Genomic DNA, 15,831 nt, shown 5'->3' on the forward strand with positions numbered 1-15,831 from the left:
GCACAACCTGATCCCGAGCGGGATCATGCAATCCATCATGTCTGGAGGCAAGTCATGACCGCGCGAGCCAACAAGGCCAATTTGCGCATCACCCTCGACTCGACTCGCGACCGCGAGTTCCTGGACTCGTGGGCCGAACTGGAGGTCATCGGGGCGACCCCGGCCGGCGGCGTGGAGCGACAAGCCGCCACCGCCGAAGACGGCCAGATGCGTGAGTGGTTCTCGCAGTGGCTGCGCGAACGGGGATTCACCGTCGAAGTCGACAGGGTGGGAAACCTGTTTGGACTGCTGGAATTTCAAGCCGGCGCACCATACGTTCTGGTCGGCTCACACCTCGACAGTCAACCCCGCGGCGGCCGATTCGACGGCGCCTACGGCGTGCTGGCCGGCGCCGCCGCGGCTGACCGGATTCGCCGTCAAGTCGCCGAATCCGGTGTGACACCGCGCTACAACATCGCCGTAGTGGACTGGTTCAACGAGGAAGGCTCACGGTTCAAGCCGTCCCTGATGGGCAGCGCGGTGTTCACCGGCGCAGCAGATCTCGAGGAGACGCTCAACATCACCGACCACGATGGTGTCACCGTCCGTGAGGCTTTGACGGCCATCGACAGCATCGGCGAGCGAGACGTGTTCGGAGCCGACGAGGACGCGCGGCGGCTGGCGGCCTATGCCGAGATCCATATCGAACAGGGTCGCGAGCTGGAAAAGGACAACGTCACCATCGGGTTGGTGGACCGCACGTGGGCCGCCAACAAGTACGAGTTGAATGTCATTGGAGCCCAAGGCCACACCGGAGCCACAGCGATCGACGACCGTCAGGATGCACTGCTGGGTGCGTCGCTGATCGTGGTGGCGCTGCGCGACATCGCCGACGAGTTCGGAGATGAACTGCACACCAGCTGTGGGCAGATGACCGTGCTGCCCAACTCTCCGGTGGTCGTACCGCGCGAGGTCCACATGCACCTGGACCTGCGTTCCGACAACGATGAACTGCTTGCAGCCGCCGACGCCGCGCTGCGAAAGCGTATCGCCGAGGCCGAGATCCGCGCCAAGGTCAAGGTCGAGCACCGGAAGGCCCACGTCTGGCCCGGCCACCACTATCAGCCGCAGGGCGTGGAGTTGGCGCGCACCGTTGCCGATGACCTCGGCGTGTCGAGCATGCTGGTGCAGACCCGAGCCGGCCACGACTCGACGAACATGAAGGAGATCGTCCCTTCGGTGATGTTGTTCGTCCCCAGCGTGGACGGAATCTCGCACGCCGAGGCCGAATACACTGCGGACGAGGATCTGTGCACCGGAGTGGATCTTCTCACCGAGACGCTGGCCCGCATGCTCGATGGCGCGCTCGATTCGGCTATGGCCGACCGCCCTTGATCCGACGAATACCACCGAACCTCAACAAACCTCACATCTCGACAGGAGAAAACCATGGACCTCGGACTGCAGGGAATGCGGGCACTGATCTCCGGCGCCAGCGACGGCATCGGGCTGGCGACCGCTGAGTTGCTGGCTGAAGAGGGGGCCGACGTGGCCCTGGTGGCCCGCCGCGGCGATGCGTTGAAGGATGCCTGCGCCTCGATCTCGGCCAAGACCGGTGTCAAAGCTGTGTCCGTGGCCGCAGACCTGAGCGACAAGACCGTCTTCGACTCGGTGGTCACCAATGTCGTCGACGAACTCGGCGGCCTGGACATCCTGATCAACAACGCCGGCGCGTCATCCTTCGGCGGCTTCGGTGACCTCACCGACGAGCAGTGGGTCGCTGACATCAACCTCAAGCTGTTCGGTTTCATCCGCATGACGCGGGCGGCACTGCCGCACCTGCTCAAGAACGGCAGCGGGCGCATCGTCAATGTCGCGGGCAACTCCGGTAAGCAGGCGTTGGAGTACCACATGCCGGGAGCCGCCGCCAACGCCGCGATCCTGAACTTCAGCAAGTCGCTGTCGCTGCAGGTCGGCGCTCAGGGCGTCATGATCAACACGGTGTGCCCGGGCCCGGTCCGGACCGCGCGGCTGGTCAAGCAGTTCGCTGCCAACGCCAAGGACTGGGATTGCACACCCGAGGAGGCCGAAGAGCGCTACCTGGAGAACCTCCCGCTGTCCTACATCCCCAGCGCACGCGATATCGCCTACTCGGTTGTGTTCTTGGCCTCGCCGCGGGCCGCCTATCTCAACGGAACCACCATCACCAATGACGGCGGAATCACCCGTGCCGTCTGAGCATTCGCACGCCGCTGGGCCGCGGGTGTCCCGCATCGGAATGATCGTGCCGTCGTCGAATACCTGCCTGGAGCCCACCACGTACCAGATGCTGGACGGCCGGGCCGACGTGAGCGTCCACTTCACCCGCGTCCAGGTCGGCCGGGTTGGGCTCGACGGCGCCTCGGATGCCCAGTTCGACACGGCCGGAATGGAGTCGGCCGCGGCCCTGCTGGCCACCGCCGACGTCGATGTGATCGCATGGAACGGTACCGCGGGTTCGTGGCTGGGCACGGCGCATGACCGCGCGATCACCGACGCCATCACCGCTGCGACCGGCGTGCGGGCTCTCACCAGCACCCAGGCCTACATGGCGGTGTTCGGCGCGCTGGGCGTGCGCCGCCTCGGCATTGTCACCCCCTACCCCGACGATATGAACGCCAAGATCGGCGAGTGCTACGGCGACGAGGGCATCACGGTGACCGCAGCACACGGCTTCGGTCTCACCGAGACCACCGATATCGCCCGGATCCGACCCGAGGAGCTGCTGGCGCCCACCCGGGAAGTCGCACACAGCAAGCCTGACGCGATCGCCTACGTGTGCACCAATCTGCACGGCGCCAACGCCGTCGAGACAGCCGAAGCCGAAATCATGCTGCCCGTGCTTGATTCGGTGGCGGTGACCCTCGCGGCGTGCCTAGCGGCGGTGGGAGCCGATCCCTTGAACCCCCGATGGGGGTCTCATCTTGCGGGGCCGTTGGGTTGACCAGTGCAGCACTTGCCGGAACTTGACGAAGCCCACCGGCGGTGGCAGATCCTCCTTGAGAAACTCGCCGTCATTGACGAACAGCTCGCGGCCGAGTATCTCGAGCGCATCGAGGGTGGCGCACGCTACTACGACAGCGTGCCCGATCCGAACGACCTGAAAGACAGTGCCCGAGACGCATTTCGATACCTTCTCGGACGCCTGCTGAAGAGGCCCCTTTCGGACGAGCTCATCGCGTTCCCGACAGCGGTCGGGGCGCTACGCGCGCGTCAGGGCATAGCGTTGGAGAATCTGAGCGCCGCGGTCCGCAGCGACTTCCTGGTCGCGTGGTCGGCGTTGTTACGCATGGCCGATGACACCGATATGCGCGTACTCGCCATGCACGTGGGTCAACTCTGGAAAGTGGTCGACGACTTCGCCGGCGCGGTCCAACAGGGCTACCTGGATCAGCGACTGCAAATCGCGCGCAACAACATCATCGAACAGCAGCAGAGCCTGTCTGACTTGCTGTCCGACGAGCCGAGCCCCACCACGGTGCGTCGCGCGGCCGAGGTCCTGGGTCTCGACGAGACGGCCTCCTACTGGGTCGTGGGGCTCGCCGCAGAGGGAGTCCCCGCTGCAGCGATCCCACGACTCGTTGGCGTCGACGTTGCGGCGTTGCATCACACGAGTACGGGAGTCACGCTGATCCTGCTGCCCGCACACCGCCGCTGGCCTGATGACGAGACGTTGGCAGCCGACCTGCTGTCTGGACTTATCGGAGCAGTGGCGCCACGAACTGTTCAGCTACAGAACGTCTTCCGATCAGCATCGACCGTGCGGATGCTCACCCAGCTGGGTGTCGAGGCGACGACTCTTCGCCGTTCTTGGTCGAAGTTGTCGATTTCACAACTGTGCACGGTGATCGACGACCTTCGCAGTTACGTGGATGCACCTCTGGCCGCGATGAACGATCGCGTCCTCGTCGTCGAGACGATACTGGCATTCGCCGAGAGCGGGTCGGTCTCGACCACGGCCGCCAAGCTGTACTGCCACCGCAACACAGTGCTCAATCGCCTCCGGAAGTTCGAGGATGCCACCGGGATCAGCCTCCGGACACCTCGGTCGCAGGCCATGGTGCAACTGTGTCTGCTGCGGCCATGAGTTTGGTCGCTCGCACGGACCGAACCTGCCTCGATTGTGCAGGCGCACACTGTGCGAGCTGGATCACGTTGCACCAGGACTATGGGTACAGCCACATCGCGGCTCTAGCATTTTCGCTATGACCGGCAACTATCAGAGGACTACATGAGCCAATCAGTTCCTGCCGCAGCCACTGACACTGCGAGCGCGAAATCGCGTCGTCGGAGAACGATCGTCGCGAGCATGGTCGGCACCACCATCGAGTGGTACGACTTCAACATCTACGGCGCAGTCGCCGCCCTGGTGTTCAGCAAGATCTTCTTTCCCGACGTGGACCCGGCGGCAGGAACACTGTTGGCGCTCGCCACATTCGGAGTCGGGTTCGCTGCCCGCCCCATTGGTGGAATCATCTTCGGGCACATCGGTGACCGGGTTGGGCGCAAGGCAGCCCTGATCGCGACCATCATGATGATGGGTCTCGCAACAGTGGCCATTGGACTGCTGCCCACTTACGACTCCATCGGCATCCTGGCACCCATCCTGCTGGTGGTGTGTCGCCTGTTTCAAGGCATCGGCCTGGGCGGTGAATGGGGCGGTGCCGTGCTGATGGTGGTGGAGCAGGACGAATCCTCGGACAGTCGGGGACGTGCCGGCAGCTGGATGCAGTCCGCCTCACCAATGGGCTTCCTCCTGGCCACCGCCACCCTGGCGGCAGTGAGCGGGCTCATGACCGACGAACAGTTCTTGGCCTGGGGCTGGCGCATTCCGTTCCTGCTCAGTGCGCCACTGGTGTTGGTAGGCCTACTGATTCGCGTGAAGATCATCGAATCCACCGTCTTCACTCGAAATCAAGAGAAACTCAAGGAGAAGGACACCAAGGCCCCGATCCTTCAGGTGCTGCGGCACGCACCGAAGATGATCCTGCTGGTCGTGTTTCTCGGGCTTGGCCAACAGGTCGCGTACTTCGTGATCAACGTGTTCTCGTTGTCCTACGTGACACAGCACACCGATATCTCGAAGGCAACGGTGCTCAACGCCGTCGCCGTCGGCGCCGTCGCGCAGCTCTTGTCAATTCTGTACTTCGGACGACTCAGCGATCGGGTGGGGCGGCGTATTCCATTCCTCATCGGCGGCGTCGGGATGGCGGTGTGGGCATTCGCGGTGTATCCGCTGATGGGCACCGGCAACTTCGCACTCATGGCGCTCTCGGTATCGGTCGCGATGGTGTTCCAGGGCGCGATGTACGGCGTTCTCGCGGCCTTCATCGCCGAGCTGTTCGATACCAGCTACCGCTACACCGGCGTCTCGCTGGGCTACATGCTCATCGGTGTCATCGGTGGAGGGTTCGCGCCGTTGATCGCCTCGGCGCTGCTGGACGCCACCGGCTCGGTGACCTCGGTGGCGATATACATCTCGGCGTCATCGGTGCTGACGCTGATCGCCGTGTACTTCGCGCCGGAGACCTCGAAGCGCAATCTCAACAACATCCTCAACAACGGCACCACCGATCCCGCTCCTCGGCACGGTGAGAGTGTGGCGCACACCGGGTAGGGACCCACTCGATTGCAGTCCTCATCTGCCGTTGCCTGGCCAGCCATGGTCAGGCAACGGCAGATGTGTGACTACGAGCCCCCGCCCTCCTCTGCGGGTAGCGGCGGCGGCAACGGTGTGGTCGGCGCGGCCTTGGTCGACGGCGCACTCGCCGCGCCTCCCCCGTGGAAGTCGATCCACGGTTCCTCCCGGATCACCTTCTCGCCAGCGCTGATGATCAACGACTTCGCCGCAACGGTGTACTCGACACCGTTGTTCTCGGCGATGAACGCGCCATCGTCGGATCGGGTGGCAGACAGAATCAGCTTGGCGCCGTCACGGAGCCGCACGCCCCGGTACTGGTACTCACCTTCGGAGGACTTGCAGACTGCGACGCGCGAGTCGGCGGTGCTACCGAACTCCACCACGGTGTTCGGCTCGGCGCACCGTGCGGTGGAGTCGACGTAACCCAGTTCGTCGGTGGCTGGTGCGGCCGCGGCCGACGGCACCCCGATTGTCAGAAGCGCCGCGCACGCCGCAACCGACGCACACAGGCGAGGGGACAGTCCGAAGGAAGGCATCAAAGACAGCTGATCACGTCAGGCCTATTTACGCGACCGTCGATGCTGAAATTCGACCGATTCGTTCTCCCATCGACACACGCGATGCCGCGCCATTGCCGATTCCTAGACTTGCACTCGCGGGCGCATACCCACGACAATCACGCCCTTTGAAGGGAACCGACGAATCGTGCTGGAAAACAATCCGTCGTGCGAGATGACTCCTGCGACATGGCGAGACAGATTGCAGGGCTACAAGTGGACTCAACAGACGATCGGCTGTTCGGAGGCTGCCGTGTCCCGCCTTCACGCGCAGAGCATGCCGACTCTCTTCGTCAAGTCCGAGCCGGCCCATCCCTTGGGCGAGCTACGGGAAGAGGCGGCACGACTGCGTTGGCTGAGCACGACCGGAATCGGATGCCCACAAGTCCTTGACGAGAAGTGCGAAGCACAGCAGAACTGGCTTCTACTGACAGCCGTGCCGGGCGACGACCTGCTAGCGGCCCCTCTCGATTCTCCAGACAAGGCGGCGATCATGGGTGATGCGCTGCGCCAACTGCACAGCCTCGACCCCGCCACGTGCCCTTTCGACCACAGAGCCGCGTTACGTATCGACCGCGCACACGCACGGATGAAGGCTGGCCTCGTCGACCTAGAGGACCTCGATGACGAACATCAGGGAACCGAACTCGGCCAGCTTTTCGCCAAGCTGCGGGCCGGCCAACCGATGCACGAGGACCTGGTGGTCACGCACGGCGATGCCTGCCTGCCCAACATCATGGTGGAACACGGTCGGTTCACCGGCTTCATTGACTGTGGCCGACTGGGAACGGCTGACCGGTATCAGGATTTGGCGTTGGCCACCCGTGACATCGCAGCAGAGCTGGGCGAGGAATGGGTGGTGCCGTTCCTCCAGCGCTATGGGCTCGACCATCTCGACGTCGACCTCATAGCTTTCTACCGCCTGCTCGACGAGTTCTTCTGAGGCCGGCTTCGCGGGATCGAGCCGGTCGAAAATTGACGAGCCCACGAACCGGGCTTTGTGCTACACATTGTGACTACTCACCACCCGACTCCGATCGAACGGTATGAACATGCATGAGGCGGAGGCAATTGCCGCCAACCGGGCCAACTGGGACGACCGCGCCGATGTTCACGCGCGTTCCGAGATGTATGACGTCGCAGGATTTTTGGCCGATCCCGCAGATATCTCCACAGTGGTGCAGAACGACCTATCGGTCCTAGCTCCTCATCTGCCGGAGGCCGGTGTCCGCGATCGCTCGCTGCTGCACCTGCAGTGCCACATCGGCACCGACACCGTCTCCTGGGCCCGACTCGGAGCCGTCGATGTACACGGACTCGATTTGTCGCCCAACTCCCTGCACCACGCGGCCCGCATCGCCAATGCCGACTCGCGCGACATCACCTGGGTCGAGGGCGATGCCCGGTTCGCCTCGACGCTGATCGATCGCCACTTCGACATCGTCGTCACCAGCGCCGGAACCATCGTGTGGCTACCGGAACTCGGCGATTGGGCTCAGTCGATCCACGATCTCCTGGAGCCAGGTGGGCTGTTCATGATCCGCGACGATCACCCCATCCTCGGCGCGATGGATTTCGAACCGTGGGATATCACCGATGACTACCTCAGCGGTGGTGGCGTCCACAGCTACGAGGACTCGGGCAGCTACACCGACAACTCGGCCGGACAGATTGTGCACACCGCCAATCACGAGTGGCGCCATGATCTGGGCGAGGTCGTCGGTGCACTCCTGCACGCCGGTCTCGAGATCGTGGCGCTGCGGGAACTGCCCTACATGGACTGGCGCGCCTTCCCCGAGTTGGTCTCGTGTGCACAGGGATGGACACTGCCGCCCGGTTCACCGAGCATCCCGCTGAACTTCGCGATCGTCGCCCGACGCCGGTAGGGATCGGACTGTTTCTTGCAGGCCGGCGTCGATCATGTCCTGCATCTGCTCGCGGCCGACCGGACCGAGGGCCCCGCCAAGCGCATCGGCGAGGATCTCGAAGGTGTCGGGATATGACAGCCCCGCGATCCGATCGGCAAGTTCGTCGACTGTCCACTGCTCGGCGTCCTTGGTCACACTGCCCCCACGTGACCACCCGTGGCCGACAGTCACCGCAGGGCCGCGCACGGCCAGGACCTGACCAGTGAGCGCGCAGCGCGCGCTGGCGAGGTATGCGGCCACAGGTGCGACCACAGCAGGCGAGTAGGGGTCGTATTCTCCGGCCGGCGGGAGATCCTGAATACCCGGCACCGGCAGCGTCATCCGCGTCCGAATCATCGACGGTGCAAGGCAATTCACCCGAACACCCAAGGATCCCAATTCCAGCGCCTGCACAATAGTCATCGCCGCGACCCCGGCATTGGCCGCGGCGTAGTTCGATTGGCCTGGCAGCGGGTTGAACAACCCCGACCCAGACACCGTGTTCACGATCGCTCGATCGACTTGCGTGTCACGGCGTTGTTGGTGGCGCCAGTATCGGGCCGCCGCGGCGCTGACGTTGAAAGTTCCCTTCAGTTTGACGTCGCACACGGTGTCGAAATCTTCGGAGGTCATGAAATAGATCGCTCGGTTGCGTTCAATCGCAGCATTATTCACCACGATGTGCAGGTCGCCGAAGGTCTGCACAGCGGTGTCGACCATGCGCTGGGCGCCCGACGGTTCGGTGACGGAGTCGGTGTTCGCGACTGCCTCACCGCCATTCGCGCGAATCTCGTCGACGACGGCAGCGGCAACATCGCGGTCACCGCCCGTGCCGTCGAGATCCACGCCCGCATCGTTGACGACGACTCGGGCGCCTTGGGCGGCGAAGAACACGGCTTCGTGACGCCCAATGCCTCGACCGCCTCCGGTAATCAACGCGACACGTCCAGTAAGGCTTCCCATCAAGAACTCCCAACGCAGATTCCCATTGAAATGACTACATCCAATGTAGCGTTTCACTTGATGTACTGCTACATGCAATGTAGTAATATGTCGCCCATGGCCGATGAAACAGGGCTGCGCGAACGCAAGAAGCAGCGCACCCGGGATGCGCTGATCGCCGCAGCTGTCCGACTGTTCGAGAGGAACGGGTACGAGCAGACCACCGTCGCGCAGATCGCCGCAGCCGCCGATGTCACCACTCGGACGTTCTTTCTGCACTTTCCCGCCAAGGAGGATGTGCTGTTCGCCAACGCCGAGGTCCGGGTCGACATCGGCCTTAAGGCCATCGCCGACCGCAGCCCCGGCGAGTCGATCTCCGATGTGCTGGCCCGCAGCATGGCCGACATGATGGCCAACACCTTCGCCGGCGACTTGACCACCGGACTGGCGGCGCTCCGCGCGCGGTTGGTGATGTCAACGCCAAGCTTGCTGGCCCGGCAGTTGCACAGGCTGCTGGCAGCCCAATCCGAGCTGGCTCAAGCCCTACAGCGGGCGTACCCCGACGAACTGGACCTACTCGGCGCCGCCGCCCGCGTCGGCGCCGTCACCGGCGCGGTCAGTGCTGCAGCCGCGACCAGCCTGGCCCAGGGCGATGGCCCCGAACAAGTGCAAGCGGCCATGTCGCGCGCCTTGGACATCGCACTGCACCGCGCGCGCAGCTGAGGCCGGTGGCGGCGTAATGCCGTGTGCCAGACCGTTGGCCGCGTGCAATCCCGCGGCGAGGGATATCAGTTGGCGAAGCGCGGGGTGGCGGCGCGCCCGCGCCCAGATCGATGGTCGTTGATGCAGCATCTCTCGATCGTGGCCGGGAAGCGACAAAAGCGGGAGTGGCACCAGTGACACTCTTCGATAAGATAGTGACATGCACTCGGTGGCGATCCTCGCCTATGACGGGATGTCCGGATTCGAGTCCGGCCTGGCTGCGGAGATCTTCGGGATCACCGAACTCTCCCCGATGTTCTCCGCAGGCATCTCGCGCCCCTGGTACTCGGTCAAGCTGTGCGCCGAGACACCCGAGGTTCGGATGCTGGGTGGCGCGACCGTGCACACCGCCTACGGGCTGGCTGATCTATCGGAAGCCGATACGGTGATCATCCCGAGCGTGCGCGATGTCAACGAGCCGACATCGCCGGGACTCATCGAGGCGATTCGGACCGCGCACGCGCGAGAGTCGCGGCTGGTGTCCATCTGCTCGGGGGCGTTCGCGCTGGCCGCCGCCGGACTTCTCGACGGTCGGTCCGCCACGACGCACTGGGTCTACGTGGATCTGCTCCAAGCGCGCCATCCCGACGTCAACGTCGATCCCACCCCGCTCTACATCGATGGCGGAGACGTGCTCACCAGCGCGGGATGCGCCGCGGGTCTGGATCTGTGCCTGCACATCGTGCGCACCGACCATGGCGCGCGTATCGCGAACGACGTGGCACGGAGGCTGGTGATCTCGCCGCACCGCGCCGGTGGACAGGCCCAGTACATCGAGACACCAGTACCCGAGCCCACGACGGACGGCGCGATCGCGGCAGGCATGGAGTGGGCGCTGGCGAACCTCGACGCACCGATCACTCTCGACGACATGGCCAGGAAGTCACTGATGTCCCGGCGCACCTATCTACGGCAGTTCGCCGATGCCACCGGAACCACGCCGATCAAATGGCTTATCGGGCAACGCATCCAGGCCAGCATGGAGCTTCTCGAGTCCTCGTCGCTGTCGATCGAGCAGATCGCCACCCGAGTCGGCTTCGAGTCCCCGGTGACGTATCGACATCACTTCGTCCGCAGGTGCAAGACCACACCCACCGAGTACCGCAGCTGCTTCGCGGGCGGTCACGCCTGAGCGACCGTCGAATCCCAGTCCTCGAGCCGGGTGTCGAAGATCGTCGCGTCCTCACGTGGCGTGAGGCTGTGCTCGCTGATCTCGGCGCCGAAGTACCGGGCGCTCGGGTCCGCCAGCACCGTCCGGGGGTCGTCGCGCGATGCCAGGGTCGTGCGGACCAGTTCATCGAGACGGAACCGCTGGGGCCCGGCGACCTCGGTGATGCGATTCAGCGGGGTGTTGACCGCCGTGATCGCCACGGCCTCGGCGACGTCGGCCGCCGCCATCGGCTGGATGTAGACCGGTGCCAGCCGCACGGTGTCACCATCTGTGGCCTCGTCGGTGATGCCCCTCAGGAACTCGAAGAACTGCGTCGCGTGAACAATCGAGTACGGGACGTGTGCCTTCGCGATCAGCGTCTCCTGGGCCAGCTTCGCGCGGAAGTAGCCGCTTCCAGCCGCAGCGAGTTCCCCGGTGCCCACGACTGACAGCGCGACGTGGTGTCCGACCCCGGCTGCGGCCTCCGCGGCGAGCAGGTTGGACGTCGAGGTCTGGAAGAACTGCAGCGCCGCATCACCTTCCAGCGACGGCGAATTCGAGACATCGACCACCACCGCGGCGTTGGTCAGGGCCTCGGCGAGCCCCTCGCCGGTCAGGGTGTTCACACCGGTGTTCGGCGCTGCCGCGATGGCCTCGTGTCCGTGCTCATCAAGAAGTGCCACCAGCTTGGATCCCACTAGACCCGTTCCTCCGATGACGACGATCTTCACATCCAACCCCTCAATGATTGCGCCACACGGCCTGCGTGGCCGTCCAGTCACTAGCAAGGACCGAACACAACCCCAATTCGTGACAATCCCAGCGGAATTGATCGCAGGTGTCACAGACCGCTGGTCAGCCTTGTCCTAACTGATGAGACCAGCGCGAATAGCGATAGCCCGCACCGAAGGAGCCGACATGCCCGACGAGAAGGCAGCACCCAGGCCACACAGTGACGCCTGGCAGACCGCCGTCACCGTCCTTCAGGAGGCCATGCCGCCCGCGATTCCCGAGGGGTCGCACGCCATGACGGTCGTGGTGGAGTTTCCCCCCGGCGATCCCGGCACCCCGCCGCACCGGCACTCGGGACCAGCCTTCGGCTACGTGCTGGAGGGCGAGATGCTCTTCGAACTCGAGGGTGAAGCTCCGCGCGTCATTCGCGCCGGCGAGACCTTCTGGGAACCCGGGGGCGACGTCATCCACTACCAGGACGGCAACAATCGGGACGACGTCAAGAGCCGGTTCACCGTGACGATGTTCTGCGTTCCGGGGCAACCCATGCTCACGCTTGTCGACGACGACGAACTCGAGGCACGTCGAGACCGTCGCGTGCCAGCACCGAACGCCCAATAGTCGAGGAACGTGGCGATGTCGAAGATTCTGTTGCAGAGCACGATTCACAAGAGCCCCGAGGATTGGGATATCAGCCGCTTCGCCCTGCTTGCAGACGAGCTGCGGTCCAGGGGCCACGATGTGACCGCCCGCAACCGGGAGGACGCCGACCAGGATCCGATCTTGATTCGCATCGACGAACTCGACTTCGATCAGCTGTGGTTGATGGCCGTCGACGGTGGTGACGGGCTCACCGCCGCCGAGGCCGACGCCATCATGAGGTTCCGCGAGAGCGGCGGCGGCGTGCTGACCGCGCGCGATCACCAAGATCTGGGCAGCTGCCTGGTCAGGCTTGGCTCATTGGGCATGGTCAACCAGTTCCACGACGAGAGTGTGGATCCGGCGACCATGTGCGATGACCAGGACACCCCGGAGATCTCCTGGCCGAACTACCACTCGGGGGCCAACGGCGACTACCAACCGGTGCTGATCAGCGGGTCGGCCCACCCACTCCTGCGGACCACCCGGACGCCGAGCGGACGAATCGAGTGGTTCCCGGCACATCCGCACGAGGGGCTGGTATCGCCGGATGGCCCATTCGCCACGGCCCTCGCCCAGGGCCGAAGCACCACCACCGGCCGGCACTTCAACCTCGCGGTGCTGCTGGAAGGGGAAACCGGATCGGATGGCAGACCGATGGGCCGCGCGCTCGCCGCATCGACGTTTCACCACTTTGCCGACTACAACTGGGATCTGCGCTCCGGTGCCCCCTCGTTCGTCACCGAACCGCCGGGCACGCAGATCCAGGACGACCCGATCCACCTCGACGTCTTCAAGGACTACGTCGGCAACATCGCGGACTGGCTGCATCCGACGGATGGCCCTCACGCGTCGTCCTCGGTGACGGGAATGCGCGCTACCGTGTGAGAGGAACCGGATGAGGGAGAGGGTCGATGACACAGCCCCACATGGATTGGGAGAGCGCCTATCAGCAGGACGCGCCGCCACCGTGGAGCATCGGCCAGCCCCAGCCCGAGCTGGCCGCGCTCATCGCCGACGGCAGGGTGCGCAGCGAGGTTCTCGACGCCGGCTGCGGACACGCCGAACTCTCACTGGAACTGGCCAGGCAGGGCTATCAGGTGGTCGGGCTGGACTTCAGCCCAACCGCGGTGGCGGCGGCCGCGGCGGCCGCCGCCGAGCGCGGCCTTACCTCGGCGCGCTTCGCGCAAGCCGACATCGCCGACTTTGGCGGATATGACGACAGGTTCTCCACCGTCATCGACAGCGGGCTGCTCCATTCGCTGCCGGTCGAGCGACGAGCGGACTACCTGCGGTGCATAGCGCGGGCCGCCGCTCCAGGCGCAGCGCTCTACATCTTGTCCTTCAACTCCGAGGTCGGCGGTGATGGACAGCAACGCGGCCCCCGCGGCGTCTCCGAGGACGAGTTCCGCGAGGCCGTGGGCGCGTACTGGGTGGTGGACGACGTGCGTCCCGCCGTCCTGTACGGCAACGCCACCGCTGTCCCCGAGGGAACGGACGCACCGAACATGGCGCGTTTCGTCGACGGGGATCACCTGAAGATGCCGGGATTCCTGCTCAGCGCCCACAAGGGCGCCTGACTGCCCAAACTCAGCCGACGATCGCGGGCATGGTCTCCCAGCCCCGCACGGTTGAGGTGGATGACATCTTGGCGTTGGGTAGGTCGATGTCCCACTCGGGGAAACGTTTGAGGATCTCCTCGATCGCAACCCGCCCCTCCAGGCGCGCCAGCGCGGAGCCGATGCAGTAGTGCGTCCCGACACCCAGGGCAAGATGCGAACGGACGTCGCGGTGAATGTCGAAGACATCAGGATCGGGGAACTGACGCTCATCGCGATTGGCGGCACCGGCGAGCAGGATCATCGCGCTGCCCTCGGGCACAGACTGTCCGTAGTACTCGACATCGCGGGTGACGTATCGGGCGAAGTGCGGGGCGGGCGGCTCGAAGCGCAACAGCTCCTCGACCGCCTTGGGGATCAACGATGGATCGGCCACCAGCTCGCGACGCTGATCGGGATGCTCGGCAAGCACTTTGGCCGCCCAGCCGATCAGCCGCGTGGTGGTCTCGTTGCCCGCGGCCGCGACCACGCTGACATACATCAGCAGCTCATCGCGATGCAGCCGCCGAACCACACCGTCCTCGTCGGTGAACTCGACGTTGAGCAGTTCGGTCACGATGTCATCCGAGGGATTCTTGGAACGCCACTCGATGTAGTCGACGAATATCGAGCCGTCATCGAATCCGTCGGACGCAATCTCCATCGGCTCCCCGGCGTCGGTGACCATGTGCGAGTTCGAGTGATCGCGGATAGCCTCCTGGTTCTCCTCCGGAATCCCCAGCAGCTTGCTGATCACGCGCATCGGCATCTGCGCGCCCAGATCGGCGATGAAGTCGAAACCCGCGGAACCGACCAGCGGGTCGAGGCTGCGCGCACAGTACTGGCGAATGGTGTCCTCGAGTTCGCTGATCTTGCGGGGTGTGAACATCCGCGACAACAACTTGCGGTGGATGTCGTGACGCGGCGGATCCTCCATCACGAGCAGCCCCGACGGGACGTCCATATTGGCCTTGATCAACTCCAGGATGTTGCCGCGGGCGGAGCTGAAGGTCTGGTGGTCGACCGCCGCCGCGTTCACGTCGGCGAATCGACTCAGCGCGTAGAAGTCGAACTGCTCGTTGTAGTACAGCGGCATCTCGTCCCGTAGCCGACGGAACATCGGATACGGGTCGACGACGAGGTCGGCGTCGTAGGGATCGAACGAGATCTCACTGGTCGCACCCGCGCTCATGGCCTCAACATACCTGTCCGTATGTGCGATACGGAAGCGTATGCGCACATCCTTTTGGCAGTATGTGCCCAATGGTGGAGCGCTTTACCAAGGAGCGGCGGCTCGAGCACACACGCAATCTGCTGGTCGACGCGGCCGAGGAGGTCTTCGCCAACAAGGGGTTCAGCGCAGCGACTCTCGATGACATCGCCGCCGCCGCCGGCTACACCCGCGGGGCGATCTATGTGCACTTCAAGGCCAAGGAAGACCTGTTCTTCGCCGTCAGCGACCGCTACTGGCGTCGCTACTTCGACAACTTCGCCGAGGTGCTCGCCGCTGTGGACGAGATCGGCGACGACGAGCTGAGCGAGATCGCGCAACGCTGGATCCAGCTCACCCGCAGCGGCGGTGCACGACATGCGGCCCTGGGCTACGAGTTCACCCTCTACCTGCTGCGCAACCCCGACGCTCGCGAGCGCGTCGCCGACAAGCGCCGTGAGGTCGTCGACGCACTCACGGAATTCGTCATCAGCGGCTCACAACGGCTCGGCCTGACCTTGTCCGTCCCGGCAAGGGAATTCGCGCAAGCTCTCATCGCCACAAGCGACGGCATCATGCTCGCCGGTGAACTCGATGACGTCGACCTATTTCAGACCGCCCTGAGGATGTACACGTCGGTCGTCACGCCGAAGGCGTAGGCGAAGCCATCGGCGG

Annotated in this window: 17 protein-coding genes; 13 read left to right on the forward strand and 4 right to left on the reverse strand. The window is 64.5% G+C overall.

The window, feature by feature from the left end; all coding sequences use genetic code 11:
• Positions 1-54: 54 nt before the first annotated feature.
• From ABIA65_RS00090 to ABIA65_RS00110, 5 genes are all read left to right on the forward strand, one after another.
• On the forward strand, positions 55-1,374 hold the full coding sequence (locus ABIA65_RS00090) for a M20 family metallo-hydrolase (RefSeq protein ID WP_241401509.1): 1,320 nt from the start codon (positions 55-57) through the stop codon (positions 1,372-1,374).
• A gap of 54 nt (positions 1,375-1,428) precedes the next feature.
• Positions 1,429-2,217, forward strand: a complete 789-nt coding sequence (locus ABIA65_RS00095; protein ID WP_241401510.1) for an SDR family NAD(P)-dependent oxidoreductase — start codon at positions 1,429-1,431, stop codon at positions 2,215-2,217.
• A complete protein-coding gene (locus ABIA65_RS00100) occupies positions 2,207-2,962 on the forward strand; it encodes a maleate cis-trans isomerase family protein (protein ID WP_241401511.1) in 756 nt (251 codons plus the stop codon). Before ABIA65_RS00095 ends, ABIA65_RS00100 begins: the two co-directional genes overlap by 11 nt.
• A 3-nt stretch (positions 2,963-2,965) precedes the next feature.
• Positions 2,966-4,105, forward strand: a complete 1,140-nt coding sequence (locus tag ABIA65_RS00105) for a PucR family transcriptional regulator (protein WP_354522210.1) — start codon at positions 2,966-2,968, stop codon at positions 4,103-4,105.
• A gap of 144 nt (positions 4,106-4,249) precedes the next feature.
• Positions 4,250-5,635: an MFS transporter gene (locus ABIA65_RS00110; protein ID WP_354522211.1), complete on the forward strand. Its 1,386-nt coding sequence runs from the start codon at positions 4,250-4,252 to the stop codon at positions 5,633-5,635.
• A 71-nt stretch (positions 5,636-5,706) separates the two neighbouring features.
• On the opposite strand, the gene ABIA65_RS00115 is transcribed toward ABIA65_RS00110, so the two are convergent.
• Entirely contained in the window at positions 5,707-6,195 is a 489-nt protein-coding gene (locus tag ABIA65_RS00115) for a hypothetical protein (RefSeq protein ID WP_241401514.1), read from the reverse strand.
• 169 nt (positions 6,196-6,364) lie between these two features.
• Here ABIA65_RS00115 and ABIA65_RS00120 point away from each other — a divergent pair, with 169 nt between their 5' ends.
• Both ABIA65_RS00120 and ABIA65_RS00125 read left to right on the forward strand, forming a co-directional pair.
• Positions 6,365-7,159 (forward strand): APH(3')-II family aminoglycoside O-phosphotransferase, encoded by a 795-nt coding sequence (locus ABIA65_RS00120; RefSeq protein WP_502919501.1) that lies wholly within the window; start codon positions 6,365-6,367, stop codon positions 7,157-7,159.
• 109 nt (positions 7,160-7,268) lie between these two features.
• A complete protein-coding gene (locus tag ABIA65_RS00125; RefSeq protein ID WP_241405885.1) occupies positions 7,269-8,102 on the forward strand; it encodes a class I SAM-dependent methyltransferase in 834 nt (277 codons plus the stop codon).
• Here ABIA65_RS00125 and ABIA65_RS00130 read toward each other — a convergent pair.
• Positions 8,055-9,143: an SDR family NAD(P)-dependent oxidoreductase gene (locus tag ABIA65_RS00130; protein ID WP_354522213.1), complete on the reverse strand. Its 1,089-nt coding sequence runs from the start codon at positions 9,141-9,143 to the stop codon at positions 8,055-8,057. The genes ABIA65_RS00125 and ABIA65_RS00130 overlap by 48 nt on opposite strands.
• Positions 9,144-9,182: 39 nt before the next feature.
• Between ABIA65_RS00130 and ABIA65_RS00135 the strand changes: the two genes are divergently transcribed.
• A complete protein-coding gene (locus tag ABIA65_RS00135; protein WP_241401517.1) occupies positions 9,183-9,788 on the forward strand; it encodes a TetR/AcrR family transcriptional regulator in 606 nt (201 codons plus the stop codon).
• Positions 9,789-9,987: 199 nt separating this feature from the next.
• Complete coding sequence (locus ABIA65_RS00140; protein WP_241401518.1) at positions 9,988-10,959, forward strand: helix-turn-helix domain-containing protein; 972 nt, start codon at positions 9,988-9,990, stop codon at positions 10,957-10,959.
• Here ABIA65_RS00140 and ABIA65_RS00145 read toward each other — a convergent pair.
• On the reverse strand, positions 10,950-11,708 hold the full coding sequence (locus ABIA65_RS00145; RefSeq protein ID WP_354522214.1) for an SDR family oxidoreductase: 759 nt from the start codon (positions 11,706-11,708) through the stop codon (positions 10,950-10,952). The two genes, ABIA65_RS00140 and ABIA65_RS00145, sit on opposite strands and share 10 nt — an antisense overlap.
• Before the next feature lie 187 nt (positions 11,709-11,895).
• Here ABIA65_RS00145 and ABIA65_RS00150 point away from each other — a divergent pair, with 187 nt between their 5' ends.
• From ABIA65_RS00150 to ABIA65_RS00160, 3 genes are read left to right on the forward strand one after another with little or no spacing between them, the layout of a single operon-like run.
• On the forward strand, positions 11,896-12,330 hold the full coding sequence (locus tag ABIA65_RS00150; protein WP_241401520.1) for a cupin domain-containing protein: 435 nt from the start codon (positions 11,896-11,898) through the stop codon (positions 12,328-12,330).
• A gap of 15 nt (positions 12,331-12,345) precedes the next feature.
• Positions 12,346-13,236, forward strand: a complete 891-nt coding sequence (locus ABIA65_RS00155; protein ID WP_354522215.1) for a hypothetical protein — start codon at positions 12,346-12,348, stop codon at positions 13,234-13,236.
• A gap of 26 nt (positions 13,237-13,262) precedes the next feature.
• The gene (locus ABIA65_RS00160; RefSeq protein WP_241401522.1) at positions 13,263-13,928 is read left to right on the forward strand and encodes a class I SAM-dependent methyltransferase; all 666 of its coding nucleotides are present in this window, start codon (positions 13,263-13,265) and stop codon (positions 13,926-13,928) included.
• 10 nt (positions 13,929-13,938) lie between these two features.
• Here the strand turns inward: ABIA65_RS00160 and ABIA65_RS00165 are convergent, their stop codons facing one another.
• Positions 13,939-15,138 carry a cytochrome P450 gene (locus tag ABIA65_RS00165; protein ID WP_354522216.1) on the reverse strand — a complete coding sequence of 400 codons (1,200 nt, stop codon included), beginning with the start codon at positions 15,136-15,138 and terminating at the stop codon, positions 13,939-13,941.
• Positions 15,139-15,209: 71 nt separating this feature from the next.
• Here ABIA65_RS00165 and ABIA65_RS00170 point away from each other — a divergent pair, with 71 nt between their 5' ends.
• Entirely contained in the window at positions 15,210-15,815 is a 606-nt protein-coding gene (locus ABIA65_RS00170; protein WP_241401524.1) for a TetR/AcrR family transcriptional regulator, read from the forward strand.
• Positions 15,816-15,831: the final 16 nt, after the last annotated feature.

It is taken from the genome of Mycolicibacterium sp. 624 (assembly GCF_040548615.1).
Classification (GTDB): domain Bacteria; phylum Actinomycetota; class Actinomycetes; order Mycobacteriales; family Mycobacteriaceae; genus Mycobacterium.